Origin of the sequence: Cypionkella aquatica (assembly GCF_030161095.1) — a bacterium.
Classification (GTDB): domain Bacteria; phylum Pseudomonadota; class Alphaproteobacteria; order Rhodobacterales; family Rhodobacteraceae; genus Cypionkella; species Cypionkella aquatica.
Genome location: NZ_BSPP01000003.1, coordinates 1 through 18,276 on the forward strand (window position 1 = coordinate 1; position 18,276 = coordinate 18,276).

Genomic DNA, 18,276 nt, shown 5'->3' on the forward strand with positions numbered 1-18,276 from the left:
CTCGTCCTCCTTGCTTCCAAAATTACCAAGCAAGGCGTCTACAAATCTAGGGGCTATTCAAACAGGGAGATTCTGATTCATTCTGGCACCTGTTGAATCTTGTGAGCCTGAGACTGCCACTCTGCCCATCTCAGGGTGTTCCCGGCCTCTATAGCCGTCCAGCGCTTTGCGTCTCGGATCGGTGGCGGTGGCACCATCACTCGCAAAATCTTCTCCCATTGCTTACGATTAACAGCCATATCATTCAGACGACAAACACGGAGCGCATCCGGGCCAAGTTCGCGGCTGAATAGGTCAATCACATATTGACCTGAGGCCTTGATAAGACGGATTAGATTCTGAAAGTCTTCGTCAGTTTCGACTAGTCTCTGTTCCCGCATTGAATTGCCTTCGCTGCCATTTTATCACGCAGTTTGTCCAGCAGTGGAATCGCGCACATTTCCCCACGAAAAATTCGGCGCTGCAATTTCCTCACATATGCGGCGTCTCGCGCCAAATCATCTTTGACGGGTTTTTCTTTCGGTTTGGATTTAGGTTTATACTCAATCAATACTGCGGTGTCGCTGTCGGTCCATTCAATTGATTCATCCACTTTTCAAAACCCCGGCAACGGACGGACGTGGGGGGCGTCTAGATGCAAGATCACTGTAATATCCGGCCCCCGATCTGAATCAAACCGAAATGCTTCTGGGCCAATTTGCTGCCCAGATTTTGGGCTGAGGTCTCCAAGAATCTGCATAATTGATGCGATCTGTTCTAGATTGAGTTCCATTTTTTACTCCATTATGCCGACTTTGCGCGCTTCCGCAATTCTCGCGGCCAATGGCAGAGTCAAAAGAATTTCAAGCTGCTGCTTTTTGCCCATATCCGCCAGCGGGTGTTCTTTGGTGCCGCCTCCAACGCTGGCCACGCCAAGCTTGCGGGCCATCGCCATGCGCTCGGCACGCTTGTGGGGGTGGATTTCTTCGACTTTTAGGACCGCTTCCGCCTGTGCGACCACATCGCCCGCTTGAACGCGCCGTAGGTTTTGCACCTCGCGGAAAGCCTTCAACTCCATGAATTCTTTCTCATACGCGGCTTGATCAAACGCGCCCCCGAACGTGCCTAGGCGCGCTTCTGATAGCTGGAAGACGTCAGACTCGCTGATCTGGACGCCGTAATGCTTCATCGCGTCGTCTTGGACACGCTCGACCATCGCGGCCCATTTCTCGGAGAGAAACGGGGAGTCATTTACGAGTCGTTGAAACTCGGGGTATTCATTTTCCATGTTAACGGATTCCTTTATTGCTTGCATATTCGACCAGCAAAATCGTTTGAATGTGATCATACGTCGCTTTTGTATTCTGGTCTGGATCGGCCTTGCGCAATTGCGCCACGAGTCGCTCCACGTCTGACATTTTCAATCGAGTGGAAGCCTGAAAGATTTGAGTCAAAAGAGGTTCAGAATTCAGAATCTCTTCGATTTTGATGTTGCTCCCATTTGCGCGATTATATACGGCGCGCATTGCGGGGGTGCTGGAAAGGACTAGGCGGCGAATTGCGGTTAGAAAGGTATTCATGCCGCTGCTGCCTCAGTCCAAAACTCTTCCAACTCGCGCGGATCGAGTCCGCCATTGATCAGGCAGAACCCCTCGATAAACTTTGGCCAATTATGGGGGAGATTTGATTCTTCCCCCGTAAGTACAAATTCCGTAATTCCTGACGCCAGCAGGACCTTACTGCGTAGGGCCTCCCCATATATATAGAAGGCGTCGCCACCCGGAATTGTCGCCAAAGTATTCATAAATTTGGCTTGCATTTTTTTAGACCGCGCTTGCGCTTTGGGATCCACATGCAGGAAGGCTTCAAAACTGCGCGCGACCATCAGCCCGTCTTTACCGACGTAAAGGTCTGAATTGTGATCTGATACCTTGACAAGTTCCGCAAGTTTTGGACGTGCTTTCCTGTCCGTCCACTTCAGAACCTCAACTAGGTAATAGTGCGGGTGTCGGTTTTTGGTGAAATGGGGCGAGCAGCTCATTGACTGACCCACTGTCGTGGGGTTTAGGCCCAAGACCTCTGAGGCTGACGCCTGACTGATAAAAACTGGCATGTAGATTTCCTTTTAACTTAACGAATTTATACTTGACAATTCGGATTTTGTCAAAAATCCGCGCATAACGGTTCAATTAAGCGATTCGAGAATTAAAGTCAGATTGAGGCGCGCTAACGCGCCCCCGCCACAAAACAAAAAGGCCCCGAGCATTTACGCCGGGGCCTTATAGTCGTCTTGTCTTAAGCGGGGAGGCGCTAACGCGCCCCCGTCATAAACCAAGAAGGCACCAAGTTTTGACGTTAGGAGCCCGTGAAGTGAAGGGTCCGGCAGTCGTGTCGCTGTGGTGATGTGAACGGCCCCGCCGTATCAAGTAGCCTGTGGACGAGTCGTACATCAACAGATCAGACCGGTTAGAATGTCTGCTTGATACTCCACGCGTCAGCGTGGGTCCAATAGCGTGTCCAATGAGCTGATTCGAAATGTTGGATTTGTGAGAAATATCAATGGCTTGAGTGTTGGCGGAAGCGGTGGGATTCGAACCCACGGTACGGTTCCCCGCACGCTAGTTTTCAAGACTAGAGCCTTAAACCACTCGGCCACACTTCCCTGCCCGGAGCTTTGATACACAACCGGAGTCGCGTCTTCATTGATCCGTGGGGGGCTGATACCATTGTTTGCTGGGAATTCAAGCGCAAGCTGCGTCAAAGGCGGATGGCGTTGCTTTTCAAGCCCTAAGCTTTGCAAATATCTACGCTTTTCGACGGCGCGCTTTTCAAGAATCGGTGCCGCATCATCGGATTACGCGCTACCAAAACCTGCCTTGATCCGGGCCAGATGCACAATCAGCGCATGTTGCGCGCCGCGGATGTGGGTGACGGTCAGATCGGCGGCGGCAGCTGCGTCGCCCCGCGCGCAGGCTTCCAGGATTTCAAGATGTTCGATATTCGCGCGGGTGTGGCCTTCGCTCAGCACCAGTTGCGCGCGCACATAGCGGTCCAGACGGTCCATCGCATTGCTGAGTGTGGCAAGATGAAACGGCAGATTGCTGGCACGATACAGTGTCAGATGAAAGGCGCGGTTCAAATCACCCCAGCGCATCGGATCGTCAGAGCTGGAGAATTCCTCATAAATCGCCCGCGCCTCGGCGATCAGGGCGGGCGTCATATGCGGCACGGCGGCGCGGATCACATGCGCGTCAATGATGCAGCGAAAGTCGAAAATCTCACTGGCCTCGGCAAGCGAAAGCCCGACCACCACCGCGCCTTTGAAGCGATGGTTTTTCACCAGCCCCTGTTGTTCCAGCATGGTGATCGCCTCGCGCACAGGGATCCGGCTGGTGTGAAACAGCCGCGCGATTTCGTCTTGGCGCAACGGGTCCCCGTCTTTCAACTCGCCCTCAATAATGGCGCGGCGCAGCGATTCAAAGACCAGCCCGCCTGCCGAGACTGTCTTGGATACGTCCACGCCCTTTAGTGCCATGCTTGCCCCCCGATCCTCTGAATACTGCTTTACGCAAGGTGCGGCAAAATGGAAGAAGAATCACATTGTATATCGGATCCAATCCGGGTTAGCTAAAAAGCGCGTCAGTGGGGAGCTTGGCGTGCCAGCTTTGCGCGCGCTTTTGGCGCGTGATTGCCATTTCTCCTCCGCATGTCGCAGACAAAAAATGGACCGTTGATGACCGATTTTGCGACCGCCCTTGCCGCCTTTCGCCCCGTTGTGGCGCAGCCGATCGCGGTGGCAGAGTTACAGGCGCGAATTTCCGAATTGCAGGCGCGTATGCTGCGTGACGGCGTCAAAGCGGTCTGGCTGGATGCATCAACCGCACAGACCTACTACACTGGGCTGCGGCTGGGGCTGTCAGAACGGATTCACGGCGCGTTGGTGCCAGCTGCAGGCGCGCTGATTTACATTTCACCGCAGTTTGAGGTGCCAAAGCTGCGCAGCATGCTGCGGGTTGAAGGCAATGTTGCGGCTTGGGAAGAGCATGAGAACCCCTATGCGCTGATTGCTATGCAAGTGGCGGCGCTGGTGGCCCCGGGCGCGGGGCTTGCGCTGGACCCAGCGACGCCGTTTGTGTTTGCATCAGCGCTGATGGCGCAGGTGGCAGGCCCCGTGACCTCGGCGCAGGCGATGATTGAAGCGCAGCGGCAGTGCAAATCGGCGGCGGAACTGGCGCTGATGCAAACTGCGATGGATGCCAGTTTTGCTGTGCAAAAGGCGGTCTATGCCGGGCTGCGCGCCGGAATCTCGACCACCGAAGTCACCAATTTCATCCTCGCCGCGCATGTGGCTTTGGGCCTAAAGCCGCTGTTTGCCGCCGCGCAATTTGGTGGGGCCACTGCCTATCCGCACGGCGTGCCCGACCCCCAAATCTTGCAATACGGCGATATGGTGCTGTTCGATATGGGCGGCACCTTGCACGGCTATGCATCTGACATCACCCGCACTTATGTCTTCGGCACCGCCACCCCGCGCCAGCGTCAGCTGTGGGAATTAGAGCGTCAGGCGCAAAGCGCTGCCTTTGCAGCTGCACAAATCGGCACCCCTTGTGGCGCGGTTGATGAGGCAGCACGGACTGTGTTCACGGCTGCAGGCTTTGGCCCCGATTATCAGGTTCCGGGCCTGCCGCATCGCACCGGGCATGGCCTTGGCCTTGATATCCACGAAGCCCCCTACATTGTCGGCGGCAACCAGACCCCGCTTGCCGCAGGCATGTGCTTTTCTATCGAGCCTATGCTTTGCGTTTACGGCGAATGTGGCGTGCGGCTGGAAGATATTGTTTACATGACACAAACCGGCCCGCGCTGGTTTGTGCCGCCCGCCGAACGGTTGGATGATCCGTTCGCAGACCCCACGACCTAAGGCGCAACCCATCCGCGCCTGCAACGAAAACCGGCCCGCCTGAACAGGCTGGATAAGTGCTTAACAGAGAGTGAAAGGACCAAGACATGAAAATGCTGACCCGTATCCTTATTGCGGCATCCGCACTGGCGATGACCACCGCCATGCCCGCCCTTGCAAAAACCTTCGTCTACTGCTCGGAAGCATCGCCCGAGGGCTTTGATCCGGCACCCTACACCGCTGGCGGCACCTTTGATGCCTCGGCGCATCCAATCTACAACCGTCTGGTTGAATTCAAAAAAGGCACCACCGAGGTCGAGCCTGCGCTGGCTGAATCGTGGGAAATCTCGGCTGATGGTCTGGAATACACGTTCAAGCTGCGTCAGGGCGTGAAATGGCAATCGAACGACAAATTCACCCCATCGCGTGATTTCAACGCCGATGACGTGATCTTCAGCTACCAGCGCCAAGCGTCCGCCGATCACCCGTGGAACCAGTATATCGCGGGCATCACCTACGAGTATTACAACTCTATGGAAATGCCGTCCTTGATCAAGGACATCGTCAAGGTTGACGATTACACCGTGAAATTTGTGCTGACCCGCCCCGAAGCACCGTTCATGGCGAACATCGCGATGCCGTTCGCATCCATCTTGTCGGCAGAATATGCGGATGTGCTGGACAAAGCTGGCACCAAGGAAGACCTGAACAACGCGCCGATCGGCACTGGCCCGTTCAAATTCGTGGCTTACCAAAAAGACGCTGTGATCCGTTACGCAAAGAACGCCGATTACTGGGGCACAGCGCCGCTGATCGACGATCTGGTGTTCGCAATCACCCCGGATGCGGCTGTGCGCCTGCAAAAGCTGAAAGCTGGCGAATGTCAGTTGATGCCCTACCCTGCCCCGGCCGATATCGCCGCGATCAAGGAAGATACGAACCTGAAAATGGACGAGCAAGCTGGCCTGAACGTCGGCTACCTTGCCTACAACACCACCCAAGCGCCGTTCGACAACCCCAAGGTCCGCAAAGCTTTGAACATGGCGCTGAACAAGCAAGCCATCATCGACGCGGTGTTCCAAGGTGCAGGCCAAGTCGCCAAAAACCCGATCCCGCCGACCATGTGGTCGTATAACGACGCTATCGTGGATGACGTTTACGATCCGGTCGCGGCCAAAGCCGCTTTGGAAGCTGAAGGCGTCAAGGATCTGTCGATGAAGATCTGGGCGATGCCGGTGCAGCGCCCCTACATGCCGAACGCCAAGCGCGCGGCAGAACTGATGCAGGAAGACTTCGCCAAAGTCGGCGTCAAGGTAGAGATCGTTTCCTACGAATGGGGCGAATATCTGGACAAGTCGATGGAGCCGGGTCGTGACGGCGCGGTGATCTTGGGTTGGACCGGGGACAATGGTGATCCGGATAACTTCATGGGCGTGCTACTGTCTTGCGCTTCGGCCCAGCCGGGTGGTGCAAACCGCGCGTTCTGGTGCAATGAAGAGTTCTCGGCGCTGCTGGCAAAAGCCAAACAGACCGCAGACGTGGCAGAGCGCACCAAGCTTTATGAAGACGCGCAAGTGATCTTCAAGGATCAGGCACCTTGGGCAACCTTGGACCATTCGACGCAATATGTGCCGATGGCCAAGAACGTCACTGGTTTCGTGATGAGCCCGCTGGGCGATTTCACCTTTGACACCGTTGATCTGGCTGAATAAGCGCGTATGAAACCGAATGTGCGGGGGGCAGCCCTCGCACATTCGACATTTGGCCAAAGGCTTGGCCCAAGGAACCCCCATGTTCAGATTCATTTTCAGCAAGCTGCTGTATCTGGTGCCGACCTTTATGGGCATCACCATCATCGCCTTTGGTTTTGTCCGCATCCTGCCCGGTGATCCGGTGCTGCTGATGGCAGGCGAACGCGGCATCTCGCCCGAGCGTCACGCGATACTGTCCGAGCAGCTTGGCTTTGACCGCCCGATCTGGGTGCAATATTTCGATTTTCTGGGTCGGCTGTTCCAAGGTGATCTGGGCAACTCGCTGGTGACCAAAAAGCCGGTGATGGCTGAATTCCTGACCCTGTTCCCGGCGACGGTTGAATTGGGTCTGGTCGCTATTCTGATTGCCACATTGATCGGCGTGCCGGTGGGCGTGCTGGCGGCAATCAAGCGCGGCTCGTGGTTTGATCAGGTCTCAATGACCGCCGCCTTGGTCGGCTTTTCGATGCCGATCTTCTGGTGGGGCCTGCTGCTGATCATCTTCTTTTCCGGCATCCTCGGCTGGACCCCGGTGTCTGGCCGCATCAGCCTGATGTATTTCTTCCCCGATGTGACCGGATTCATGCTGATTGACAGCCTGATCTCGGGGCAAAAGGGCGCGTTCACTTCTGCCATATCGCATCTGATCCTGCCGTCCGTGGTGCTGGCCACCATCCCCTTGGCCGTGATCGCCCGGCAAACCCGATCCGCGATGCTGGAAGTGATGGGCGAAGATTATGTCCGCACCGCGCGGGCCAAGGGCATGCCGCCGCGCCGCGTCATCGGCGTGCACGCGTTGCGCAACGCGATGATCCCGGTGATCACCACGATTGGTTTGCAGATCGGCGTGCTGATGGCAGGTGCCATTCTGACCGAGACGATTTTCTCATGGCCGGGCATAGGCAAGTGGATGATCGATTCCATCTCGCGCCGCGATTACCCGGTGGTGCAAAGCGGGCTGTTGCTGATTGCGGGGCTGGTGATGCTCGTTAATCTGCTGGTCGATCTGACTTACGGCCTGATCAATCCAAGGATCCGCCACAAATGAGCGATACAACAATCAAACTCAGCGATGCCGCAATCCGCAAGCAGATGCTGGCCGATTTCTGGTTTTACTTCCGCCAGAACCGCGGTGCAGTGGTCGGCATGTGGGTGTTCATCGGCCTTGTGCTGCTGGCGGTTTTCGCCCAAGTCATCGCCCCGCATGACCCCACCCAACAATACCGCGACGCGCTGTTGGTCCCACCCTTCTGGCAAGAGGGTGGCAGCACCAGCTTCCTGCTCGGCACCGATGCGGTGGGCCGCGATATGCTCTCGCGGCTGATCTATGGCGCGCAATATTCGTTGTTCATCGGCGTCGTGGTGGTGGCCATCGCGCTGATCGGTGGCATTTTCGTGGGCCTGCTGGCGGGCTTCTTCGGCGGTTGGGTTGATACCGTGATCATGCGGGTGATGGACGTGATCCTTGCCTTCCCATCCCTGCTGCTGGCCCTGGTGCTGGTGGCTGTGTTGGGGCCGGGGCTGACCAATGCGATGATCGCCATTGCCATCGTGTATCAGCCGCACTTCGCCCGCCTGACCCGCGCCGCCGTGATGGGTGAGAAACAGCGCGAATATGTCACCGCCGCGCGTGTCGCGGGGGCTGGCACCATGCGGCTGATGTTCAAGACCATACTGCCCAACTGCCTTGCGCCCTTGATCGTGCAGGCCACGCTGTCGTTCTCGTCCGCCGTGCTCGATTCTGCCGCCTTGGGCTTCCTGGGCATGGGCGCGCAGCCACCGTCCTCGGAATGGGGCACCATGCTGGCCGAAGCGCGCGAGTTCATCCTGCGCGCATGGTGGGTTGTCACCTTGCCCGGCCTTGCGATCCTGATTTCCGTGCTGGCGATCAACCTGATGGGCGACGGCTTGCGTGATGCCCTTGACCCCAAGCTGAAGCGGAGCTGAGCCATGGCGCATAACACCGGGCCACTGTTGAACATCAAAAACCTGACCGTGCGCTTTGCGACCTCGACAGGCACATTCACTGCCGTTGACGGCGTCGATATTTCCGTCAGCCCGCGTGAGGTGCTGGCGATTGTCGGCGAAAGCGGTTCCGGCAAATCGGTGTCGATGCTGGCAGTCATGGGCCTTCTGGCCGACACCGCCACCGTCACCGCCGATGAGATGAGCTATGATGGCCGCGATCTGCTCAAGCTAAGCACTGCCGAGCGTCGTCGCCTGATCGGGCGTGAGATCACCATGATCTTTCAAGAGCCCGTCTCGTCACTGAACCCATCCTTCACGGTTGGCTTTCAGATCGAAGAAGTTTTGCGCTTTAACCTTGGCATGAACCGCAAAGACGCCCGCGCCCGCGCGATTGAGCTGTTCAACGCGGTTGGCATCCCCGAACCTGAAACCAAGCTAAACGCCTATCCGCATCAGATGTCGGGCGGGCAGTGCCAGCGCGTGATGATCGCAATGGCGATTGCCAGCAATCCGCGCCTGCTGATCGCGGACGAACCCACCACCGCGCTGGATGTGACGATCCAGAAGCAGATCCTCGATCTGTTGATGGATTTGCAGGAAAAACACGGCATGGCGCTGATCCTGATCACGCATGACATGGGCGTTGTCGCCGAAACCGCCGACCGGGTGATCGTGCAATACAAGGGCCGCAAGATGGAAGAAGCCGACGTGCTCAGCCTGTTTGAGAACCCGCAAAACTCTTATACCCGCGCGCTGCTCTCGGCTTTGCCGGAAAACGCCAAGGGTGACCGTCTGCCCACAGTGGCCGATTTCATGGCAGCGGAGGCCAAGCTATGATTGCCGATGCGAAGATCGTTGTGGAGGGCCGCGCGCTGACGCAAGACTACCATGTCAGCGGTGGCATGTTTGCTGCCAGCAAAACCGTGCAAGCGGTGAAGGGCGTCGATTTCGCGGTGGAAAAGGGCAAGACCCTTGCGATCGTCGGCGAAAGTGGCTCTGGCAAATCGACGCTGGCGCGGATCATTGCACTGATAGATCCGCCCTCGGGTGGCGTGCTGAAGGTGGATGGCCAAGAGGTTAACATCAGCCGCAAACGCCTGACGCCTGCAATGCGGTCCAAGGTGCAGATGGTGTTCCAGAACCCCTACGGCAGCCTCAATCCGCGCCAAAAGGTCGGCGATGTGCTGATGGAGCCTTTGCTGATCAACACCGCCATCCCCGCAGCCGAACGCCGCGAGCGTGCCGAGGCGATGCTGGCGAAAGTCGGCCTCGCCCCCGAACATTTCAACCGCTACCCGCATATGTTCTCGGGCGGCCAACGCCAACGCATCGCCATCGCCCGCGCGCTGATGCTGAACCCGGCGTTGTTGGTGCTGGATGAACCCGTCTCTGCCCTCGATCTGTCGGTGCAGGCGCAAGTGCTGAACCTGCTTGCCGATCTGCAGGATGAGTTCAATCTGACCTATGTGTTCATCAGCCACGATCTGTCGGTGGTGCGCTATATCGCCGATGATGTGCTGGTGCTCAGCAAAGGCGTCGCGGTAGAGCAAGGCAGTCGCGAGGCTTTGTTTGCCGATCCACAGCACCCCTACACCAAGCAGCTGTTCGCAGCGACTCCGGTGACGGATGTGGCCGCGATCCGCGCAAGGGTCATGCGCAAACAACTGGCGCGCGCCGAGGCCTAGCGGCACAGGATTCTGTTTCGGGCGCCCCTTGTGCAACCCCTTGCAGGCGGGCGCTTTGCAGGGTCTGATGGTCTAACAAAAGCCTCTCCAGCTTTCAGATCATCAGCCTCGGGCTCGGGGCGGAAGGGATACCATGATCCGCCATATCGTCGCGTTGCGCCTGAAGGCCAGCATCACCGAACCGCTCAAACAAAGCCTGTACAGCGATCTCGCCGGGCTAAGTGCGGTGATCGACGGGATCGTGGCATTTCACGCCGGGCGCAATGTCTCGATAGAGCCGCTGTCGCGCGGCTTTGATGATCTCTTCTGGTTTGATTTCCGTGATGCCGCCGTGCGCGATGCCTATGTGATCCATCCCGCCCATCAAGCCATCGGCGCGCGGATTGTCGCTGCCTGCGAAGGCGGTGCAGACGGGGTTTATGTGTTTGACGTAGAGCTGCCATGACCCCGCAAGATCGCAGCCTGCTGACGGGTCTGTTTCAGGCGGCGGTGCTGGCGGCGGACCCAGCACAGGCCCTGCGCGCGCATCTTCCGGCCCGGCCCAAAGGCCGGGTGGTGGTGATCGGCGCGGGCAAGGGGGCGGCGCAGCTGGCGGCGGCATTTGAAACGCTGTGGGATGGCCCGCTGTCGGGCGTTGTGGTGACACGCTACGGCTACGGCTGCCAGACCCAGCGGATCAAGGTGCTGGAAGCCGCGCATCCGGTGCCGGATCAGGCTGGATTGGCGGCCTCGGTGGCGTTGTATGGGGCGGTGCGTGGATTGACGGCGGATGATCTGGTGGTGGCGCTGATCTGCGGCGGCGGCTCTGCTCTGCTGCCCTGCCCGCCCGACGGGCTGACGCTGGAAGATGAGGCGGCGCTGAACCGCGCCTTGCTGGCATCGGGCGCGCCTATTTCAGTGATGAATGCGATCCGCAAGCAGGTGTCGGGGATCAAGGGCGGGCGGCTGGCGGCGGCGTGTCATCCGGCGCGGGTGGTGTCGCTGGTGGTGTCGGATGTGCCGGGTGATGATCCGGCACAGGTGGCGTCGGGGCCGACGGTGCCGGATGCGGTCAGCCGAGAGGATGCGCGGGCGATGGTCGCGGCGTGGCGGATTGATCTGCCAGAAAAGATCGCGGCTTGGCTTGCGGGGGAGGATGGCCGCGCGCCTGATCCTGCCGATCCGGTGTTTGCCGGGCACGAGGTGCGGGTGATCGCCTCGGCCCGGATCAGCCTTGAAGCGGCGGCGGCGGCATCGGCGGTGCCTGCGGTGATCCTGTCGGATGCGATCGAGGGCGAGGCGCGCGATGTGGGGCGGGTTCATGCCGCGATTGCCGGAGAGGTGTTCAGCAGGAACCGGCCTTTCGCGCGGCCCGTGGTGATTTTGTCGGGTGGAGAGACCACGGTAACGTTGCGCGGCAAAGGTCGCGGTGGGCGGAATTCGGAGTTTCTGCTGGCGCTGGCGCTGGCTGCCGAGGGTGTCGATTTCGCCGCCCTTGCCGCCGATACCGATGGGATCGACGGGTCGGAAAACAATGCCGGGGCGTTCGCGGATGGTGCCAGCATGGCGCGGCTGCGGCGGCTGGGGATGGACCCTGCGGCGGCTTTGGCGCGCAATGATGCCTATACGGCGTTTGAGGTCTTGGGGGATTTGTTCGCGCCGGGGCCGACGGGGACCAATGTGAATGATTTCCGGGCCATTTTGATCCGCTGAATTTGTGGTCCCAACTCGGGACCAAATTTTATCGTTTTTAATCAGTATCTTAGGGTGGTGATTTTAAGGTTTTGTTAAGAATTTAGCCCCCGCCCCCCGGATCGCCACATCTAGCCGCAAGCGCCCCGCGGCTGACAGCTTGGGCAATGGGGACTGCGCCAAGTTCTGCCGGTTGGGGCATTTGCACACACAGGCAAGGCCGAGACGGCTGGTCGTGCGCGCCGCTTCGGTGCTAGACTGGGCTGACAAGCAAAGGTCACACCATGAAACATTCTGCCTATCGGTTCCTTGCACCCTATGGAGTGGCGGTTGCCGTCACATTATCCGCCGCGATGCTTGCGCATCCCGCGCAAGCCGGGTGCAGCGATGGGCCGGGGGCGGCTATGGATTGGACCGGCTGTTCCAAAGAGCGTCTTATGCTGAACGGCCGCGATATGTCTGCGGGCATTTTCGAGAACAGCTTTTTGTCTGGCACCGGGTTCAATGATGCGGTGTTGGCTGGCGCGAACCTTCAGCGCAGCGAATTGGTGCGCAGCTCGTTCATCGGCGCGGATCTAAGCGGGGCTAATCTTGAAAAATCGCTCGCCAGCCGGTCAGATTTCAGCGGGGCCAGCTTGCGCGGCGCGCGGCTGGTCAAGGCCGAGTTTCTGCGCGTCAGCTTTGTCGGTGCCGATCTGACCGATGCTGACCTGAGCAATGGCGACTTTTATCGCAATGATTTCAGCAATGCCAAGCTGAGCGGCGCAAATATGAACGATGCCATCATGCCGCGCACTGTGTTCACCGGCGCTGTGATGGCGGGGGCCAATCTGGCGGGGGCGTTTTTGGAGCGCACGCATTTTGAGAATGTCGATCTGTCCGGCGTCGTTGGGCTTGAACAAAGTCAGCTGGATCAAGCCTGCGGCGACAGCACCACGATTTTGCCCGCCGGGCTGACCGTGCCAAAGCACTGGCCTTGCAACGAAGAATAAGCGCTTAGGACTGGCCCTGCCTAACGCAAGCGACGGCGCTGTGGCGGAAGGCCAAGCGCCGCCTTGTGGTCATTTAGCCCATGCGTTCCGAGGCATAAGAGCCGGGGCTTGCCGGGAACACGATGGTGCGATCGCCGTTCAGGAACACCCGGTGGTGGATATGGGCGTGGATCGCCCGGCTGAGCACCGCGCTTTCGACATCGCGGCCAAGGCTGACGTAATCATCGCCCGATTGCGCATGCGTGACGCGGACAATGTCCTGCTCGATGATCGGGCCTTCGTCGAGTTCGGCGGTGACGTAATGCGAGGTCGCACCAATCAGTTTCACGCCACGCTCGTAAGCCTGTTTATAGGGGTTCGCCCCTTTGAAGCTGGGCAGGAATGAATGATGGATGTTGATGATCCGTCCCGACATCTCGCGGCACATCTCATCCGACAACACCTGCATATAGCGCGCCAGCACGATCAGCTCGGCCCCGGTTTCGCGCACGATGCGCATTTGTGCGGCTTCGGCTTCGGTCTTGTTTTCCTTGGTGACTTTGATCAGGTGGAACGGAATGTCATGGTTGACCACCACCTTTTGATAATCCGAATGGTTCGAGATCACCGCAACAATGTCGATTGGCAAGCCACCGATGCGCCAGCGATACAGCAGATCGTTCAGGCAATGGCCAAAGCGGCTGACCATGATGATGACCTTGGCCTTGACCGATTCATCATGGAATTTCGATTGCATTTCAAAGGCTTTTGAGGTCTCGGCAAAGCCCTGTTGCAACGCTTCCAGCCCGCGACCTTCTTCGGATATGAAGCCTACGCGCATGAAAAACCAGCCATTCTGCACATCGTCGAATTGCGAGCTGTCAACGATGTTGCAGCCGCTTTCGGCAAGATAGCCGGCAATCGCCGCAACGATGCCGCGCTTGCTTGGGCAGGCGACGGTCAGGCAGTATTTGGTCATCGAAGTCTCCGTTTGGATAGATCTGCCCGGCGCGGGGCCGATGGCGAAAAGGCTGAGCGGGCGCTGCAGTGGCAAGGTAACAGGCAGTCTGCTGATTGGCCAGCCGAGGGCGACCAACAACAGCAAGCGACGACAACAGCCCTGCACGTTGGCCCAGATCGGGCAGGTGTTTGGATGTGGCAGCCTTTGCAGTGCCGCCCATACATCGGCTGCCGTGCAGGGGCCAAGTGTGGGCGGCGTTTTATCGCATTTTGGTGGGGAAAGTGCGCTGTGCGGCCATGGATTTGCCCAAGGTTTGGCCGTTTGCCGAAAGTTTTGGCAGTGCTGGGGCCAGCGGCCTAGCCATCGCTTTCGGCAAAGCGATAGCCTGCGCCGGGTTCTGTGCGGATCAGGTTGGGCATGTTGGGATCGGATTCGATCTTGCCGCGCAGCTGGCCGATGAACACTCGCAGATATTGGGTGTCGTCGTGATGTGCAGGCCCCCAAACGGCCGTCAGGATCTGACGATGGGTGACAACCCGGCCCGCATTGCGCGCCAGCACCGCCAGCAGGTCATATTCCTTTGGTGTCAGCCGGATCGGCACCCCTGCCCGCGCGATCAGCCGTTTGTCGAGATCAATCAGCAAATCGCCGAAGCGCAGTCGCGTCACCTCGCCCAAGGCGCGGGCGGCATGACGGGATGCCGCGCGCAGGCGGGCCAGCAGCTCGCCCATGCCGAAGGGCTTTTCAAGGTAATCATCCGCGCCCAGATCAAGGGCTTCGACCTTTTCCGCCTCGCGGTCGCGCGCCGATAGAATAATGATCGGCACGCGGGAAAACGCGCGGATGTCGCGCAGCACATCCTTGCCGTCGATGTCAGGCAGGCCCAGATCAAGGATGACCGCATCGGGGGCGGCACTGGCGGCAAGGCGGATCGCATCATGGCCGGTCAGGGCGGGCAGCACCTCGTAACCCGCGCTGCCCAAAGCGATGCGCAACAGGGATTGGATTTGCGGCTCGTCATCGACCACCAGCAGACGTTTCAGGGTCACGCGCTGCCCCCCCGATCAGAGGCGTCAGACGGCAGATCGGCGGGCAGTTCTGCGGCGGGCAAGCGCACCAGCAGCCGTGTGCCACGCCTGCGCACCGCCGGGCTTTCGGCACTGATCACGCCGCCCATCGAGGCCACCAAGCCCCGGCAGATCGACAGCCCCAGCCCCGTGCCGGGCTTGCGGCGATCTGCACCGCCCGCGCGGTAGAACTTTTCAAACACCCGCTCCAGATCGCTTGGTTTGATGCCGGGGCCTTCATCGGTCACAGAGATCACCACGTCCTTGGCCTCATCACGCGCATGCAGGCTGATTTCACCCTCGCCGCCATACTTATGCGCATTGTCGAGCAGATTGTAGATCACCTGGATCAACAGATCCTGATCGCCGCGCACAAAGCGCAGACCGGGGGCGATGCTCAGCTTGACCTTGCGCCCGGCATGGGTCTTTTGCAGCCGCTCGACGGCGCTGCGGATCGCATCGGCGACATCGACCCAATCGCGCCGCATCTTGATCGCGCCGGATTCAATCCGCGACATATCCAGCAGGTTCGACACAAACCGGCTCAGGCGGGCCGCCTCTTGGTCGATCGCCAGCAGCAGTTCCTGCCGCTGCGCTTCGGGCAGATCACCCAGTTGGCGCAGACTGGACACTGCCCCGGTGATCGAGGCCAAGGGCGTGCGCAGATCGTGCGACAGGGACGACAGCAGCGCGTCGCGGATGTTTTCATTTTCTTGCAGGGCGGCGGCTTTCACGGCTTCGCCCACCAGCTGCACCCGGTCCAGCGCGATAGCGGCTTGTTCGGCAATCGCGTTCAGATGCGCGTCATCATCGGCGGGCATCGGCTTGCTGCGGTCGGGAGGCTCGTAGCCCAGCACGGCGACCACCCTGTTCTGGGTGATCAAGGGTTGAAAGCGAAAGCGCACATTCGGCAGCGTGCCGGTTTTCCAGCCTGCGGCCTCGCGCTTTTCCAACGCCCAGCGCGCAGCACTTTGCTCGGCGGGGTCGGTCAGATCATCGGGCGGCCATGCCGCCTGCGTTTGCAGGCCCTCGCCGCCATTCAGCAGCAAGATTGCCTTACCCCCCAAGATGTTATGCACCTGAGACACCGTGGCCCACAGCACCTCGTCTGCTGTCGAGGCCGCCGAAAGCTTGCGCGAAAACTCGAACAAAGCCTGCATGCTGCGGCTGCGGCGCAGCGCTGCCAACGCCTGATCGCGCACCCGGCCCGTCAACGATCCGGTCAGCACGGCAATGCCCAGAAAGATCAGCAGCGCGAAAAACTCATGCGGGCGTGCAATGGTCAGGGTGTGGACAGGCTCGATGAACAGAAAGTTATAGGCGACAAACGACAAAAACGCCGCGATCACCGCCGATCTGGTGCCAAAGCTGACAGCGCAAAATAGCACCGCCACCAGAAACACCATCGACAGATTGGGCAGCAGCAAAATCTGGTTCAACCCTGACCCCGCCGCCGCAGCCGCCAAAGTCGCAACCGCCGCCGCTGCCGCATCGCGCAGCCAACCGGGGCGGCGCAGCGCCATTCCTAGTCCGGGCAGCCGCGCGACCGGATGCGGCAAAGGCACCACCTGCACGCCGATATCTTGCGCCATGGCCACCAGCTGATCCGACAAGGCCGCGCCAAAAAGACGGCCAAACAGCTGCCGCGCCCGCCCTACCCGCGAGCGTCCGATCAGAATTTGCGTGACGTTTTCGCGCCGCGCCAAGGCCAGCAGATCGGCGGTAAAATCCGAACTGACCAACCGCAAAACCTCGGCCCCTAAAGTCTCGGCCAAGGTCAGGCTTTCGGTGATGCGGCGCTCGGCCTCGGGGTCAAGCGTATCGCGGTCAGGGCGGGCCAGATGCACGGCAATCCAGCCTGCGTTCAGATTGGTGGCAAGACGGCTGGTCTTGCGCACCAAGGCCACAGCCCCCGCATCCGCGCCGATACAGACCAGCAGACGTTCCGACGTGCCCCAAGGCCCTTCGATGGCCTTTTGCCGCAAAAGCTGAGTCATCTGATCTTCGACCCGGTCGGCTGTCTGGCGCAAAGCCAACTCGCGCAGCGCCGTCAGATTGCCGGGGGTAAAGAAATTCTCAGTCGCGCGCTGCGCGGTTTGCGGCAGATAGACCTTGCCTGCTTTCAGGCGGGTGATCAGCTCGTCCGGGGTGATATCGACCAGAACCACCGCTTGGGCAGTGCGCAGAATGGTATCCGGCACGGTTTCGCGCACCGCGATGCCGGTGATATGCGAGACAATATCGGCAAGGCTTTCAAGATGTTGGATGTTCAGCGCTGTCCAGACGTCGATGCCTGCATCCAGCAGCTCTTTCACATCTTGCCAGCGCTTGGGGTGGCGGCTGTCCGGCGCGTTGGTATGGGCAAGCTCGTCCACCACCAGCAGGCGCGGACGGCGGGCCAATGCGGCGTCAATGTCAAATTCCGCAAGGGCGACGCCGCGATAGATCAGCTGGCGGCGCGGCAAGGTTTCAAGCCCCGCCACCAAGGCTTCGGTTTCAGCGCGGCCATGGGTTTCGATCAGCCCGATCACCACCTCTTGGCCCTCGGCGCGCAGACGTTGGGCGGCCTGCAACATGGCAAAGGTCTTGCCAACGCCGGGGGCCGCACCGAGGAAGATTTTCAACGCACCCCGCGCTGCCCCGCCGCGACTTGTCGCCTCACGCCCTTCCTGATCGCTCAGCGCAAGCAAAGCGTCGGGGTCGGGGCGTTTGGGTCCGTTGCGTGCGGGGCCTGGGCGGGATGGGTCTGCCATGGGGCGATAGTGTTCAGTTTACAGCAATTTTGTCGAGCGCAAGGTTCAGGCGCAGCACGTTGACGCGCGGCTCACCGATCAGGCCGAACATCGGCTGCTCGGTGTGATCGGCCACCAGTTTGGCAAGCTGATCCGGCGTCACCTTCCGCGCCGCCGCCACCCGCGCGATTTGCTCTGCGGCATTGGCAGGCGAGATATGAGGATCAAGCCCCGAGGCCGAGGTCGTCACCGCATCGGCAGGCACCGCGACCCGCCCCGCCACATCGCCGGCGACACGGTCAAGCAGCTGTTGCGACAGCGGGCCAAGGTTAGATCCAGACGAACCCGCCGCGTTGTAATCGACAGCCGAAGGGCGGGAATGGAAATAGCCGGGGCTGGCAAAGCTTTGTCCGATCAGATCAGATCCGATCACCTTGCCATCAAGGGCAATCTGGCTGCCGTTGGCCTGATCGGGAAAAGCCGCTTGCGCGACGCCAGTGATCGCCAACGGATAGGCAACCCCCAACAGCAGCGTGAAGGCGGCCAGCAAAACGACGGCGGGGCGAAGATGGGTCAACATGGTCGGGCTCC

General features: G+C 59.7%; 18 protein-coding genes and 1 tRNA gene. 9 read left to right on the plus strand and 10 right to left on the minus strand.

What is annotated here, in order from left to right:
- Positions 1–361: 361 nt before the first annotated feature.
- The 6 genes from QQJ98_RS02770 to QQJ98_RS02795 all read right to left on the minus strand — a co-directional run bounded on the left by QQJ98_RS02770 (position 362) and on the right by QQJ98_RS02795 (position 3,514).
- Positions 362–592 (minus strand): hypothetical protein, encoded by a 231-nt coding sequence (locus QQJ98_RS02770; RefSeq protein ID WP_284323801.1) that lies wholly within the window; start codon positions 590–592, stop codon positions 362–364.
- Positions 593–775: 183 nt separating this feature from the next.
- The gene (locus QQJ98_RS02775; RefSeq protein WP_284323802.1) at positions 776–1,267 is read right to left on the minus strand and encodes a hypothetical protein; all 492 of its coding nucleotides are present in this window, start codon (positions 1,265–1,267) and stop codon (positions 776–778) included.
- 1 nt (position 1,268) lies between these two features.
- The gene (locus QQJ98_RS02780; protein WP_284323803.1) at positions 1,269–1,559 is read right to left on the minus strand and encodes a hypothetical protein; all 291 of its coding nucleotides are present in this window, start codon (positions 1,557–1,559) and stop codon (positions 1,269–1,271) included.
- Entirely contained in the window at positions 1,556–2,092 is a 537-nt protein-coding gene (locus QQJ98_RS02785; protein WP_284323804.1) for a hypothetical protein, read from the minus strand. The genes QQJ98_RS02780 and QQJ98_RS02785 overlap by 4 nt, the downstream gene beginning before the upstream one ends.
- A 459-nt stretch (positions 2,093–2,551) precedes the next feature.
- Positions 2,552–2,641: transfer RNA gene (locus QQJ98_RS02790), tRNA-Ser, on the minus strand.
- A gap of 192 nt (positions 2,642–2,833) precedes the next feature.
- Positions 2,834–3,514 carry a GntR family transcriptional regulator gene (locus QQJ98_RS02795; protein WP_284323805.1) on the minus strand — a complete coding sequence of 227 codons (681 nt, stop codon included), beginning with the start codon at positions 3,512–3,514 and terminating at the stop codon, positions 2,834–2,836.
- Between the two features lie 198 nt (positions 3,515–3,712).
- On the opposite strand from QQJ98_RS02795, the gene QQJ98_RS02800 reads away from it, so the two are divergent.
- The 9 genes from QQJ98_RS02800 to QQJ98_RS02840 all read left to right on the plus strand — a co-directional run bounded on the left by QQJ98_RS02800 (position 3,713) and on the right by QQJ98_RS02840 (position 12,946).
- Positions 3,713–4,900 (plus strand): M24 family metallopeptidase, encoded by a 1,188-nt coding sequence (locus tag QQJ98_RS02800; RefSeq protein ID WP_284323806.1) that lies wholly within the window; start codon positions 3,713–3,715, stop codon positions 4,898–4,900.
- A gap of 92 nt (positions 4,901–4,992) precedes the next feature.
- Complete coding sequence (locus QQJ98_RS02805; protein WP_431307786.1) at positions 4,993–6,591, plus strand: ABC transporter substrate-binding protein; 1,599 nt, start codon at positions 4,993–4,995, stop codon at positions 6,589–6,591.
- Positions 6,592–6,670: 79 nt separating this feature from the next.
- Entirely contained in the window at positions 6,671–7,678 is a 1,008-nt protein-coding gene (locus QQJ98_RS02810; protein WP_284323808.1) for an ABC transporter permease subunit, read from the plus strand.
- Positions 7,675–8,577, plus strand: a complete 903-nt coding sequence (locus QQJ98_RS02815; protein ID WP_284323809.1) for an ABC transporter permease subunit — start codon at positions 7,675–7,677, stop codon at positions 8,575–8,577. The genes QQJ98_RS02810 and QQJ98_RS02815 overlap by 4 nt, the downstream gene beginning before the upstream one ends.
- Positions 8,578–8,580: 3 nt before the next feature.
- A complete protein-coding gene (locus QQJ98_RS02820) occupies positions 8,581–9,435 on the plus strand; it encodes an ABC transporter ATP-binding protein (protein WP_284323810.1) in 855 nt (284 codons plus the stop codon).
- The gene (locus QQJ98_RS02825) at positions 9,432–10,283 is read left to right on the plus strand and encodes a dipeptide ABC transporter ATP-binding protein (protein ID WP_284323811.1); all 852 of its coding nucleotides are present in this window, start codon (positions 9,432–9,434) and stop codon (positions 10,281–10,283) included. Before QQJ98_RS02820 ends, QQJ98_RS02825 begins: the two co-directional genes overlap by 4 nt.
- Before the next feature lie 133 nt (positions 10,284–10,416).
- Positions 10,417–10,728 carry a Dabb family protein gene (locus QQJ98_RS02830; RefSeq protein ID WP_284323812.1) on the plus strand — a complete coding sequence of 104 codons (312 nt, stop codon included), beginning with the start codon at positions 10,417–10,419 and terminating at the stop codon, positions 10,726–10,728.
- Positions 10,725–11,975 (plus strand): glycerate kinase type-2 family protein, encoded by a 1,251-nt coding sequence (locus QQJ98_RS02835; RefSeq protein WP_284323813.1) that lies wholly within the window; start codon positions 10,725–10,727, stop codon positions 11,973–11,975. The genes QQJ98_RS02830 and QQJ98_RS02835 overlap by 4 nt, the downstream gene beginning before the upstream one ends.
- Positions 11,976–12,238: 263 nt before the next feature.
- Positions 12,239–12,946 carry a pentapeptide repeat-containing protein gene (locus QQJ98_RS02840; RefSeq protein WP_284323814.1) on the plus strand — a complete coding sequence of 236 codons (708 nt, stop codon included), beginning with the start codon at positions 12,239–12,241 and terminating at the stop codon, positions 12,944–12,946.
- Positions 12,947–13,019: 73 nt separating this feature from the next.
- Here the strand turns inward: QQJ98_RS02840 and purU are convergent, their stop codons facing one another.
- From purU to kdpC, 4 genes are all read right to left on the minus strand, one after another.
- The gene (gene purU, locus QQJ98_RS02845; RefSeq protein WP_284323815.1) at positions 13,020–13,904 is read right to left on the minus strand and encodes a formyltetrahydrofolate deformylase; all 885 of its coding nucleotides are present in this window, start codon (positions 13,902–13,904) and stop codon (positions 13,020–13,022) included.
- A 338-nt stretch (positions 13,905–14,242) separates the two neighbouring features.
- Complete coding sequence (locus tag QQJ98_RS02850) at positions 14,243–14,935, minus strand: response regulator (RefSeq protein ID WP_348523123.1); 693 nt, start codon at positions 14,933–14,935, stop codon at positions 14,243–14,245.
- Positions 14,932–17,706, minus strand: coding sequence for a sensor histidine kinase (locus tag QQJ98_RS02855; protein WP_284323816.1), 2,775 nt, complete (start codon positions 17,704–17,706; stop codon positions 14,932–14,934). The genes QQJ98_RS02850 and QQJ98_RS02855 overlap by 4 nt, the downstream gene beginning before the upstream one ends.
- Before the next feature lie 13 nt (positions 17,707–17,719).
- A complete protein-coding gene (kdpC, locus tag QQJ98_RS02860) occupies positions 17,720–18,265 on the minus strand; it encodes a potassium-transporting ATPase subunit KdpC (protein ID WP_284323817.1) in 546 nt (181 codons plus the stop codon).
- Positions 18,266–18,276: the final 11 nt, after the last annotated feature.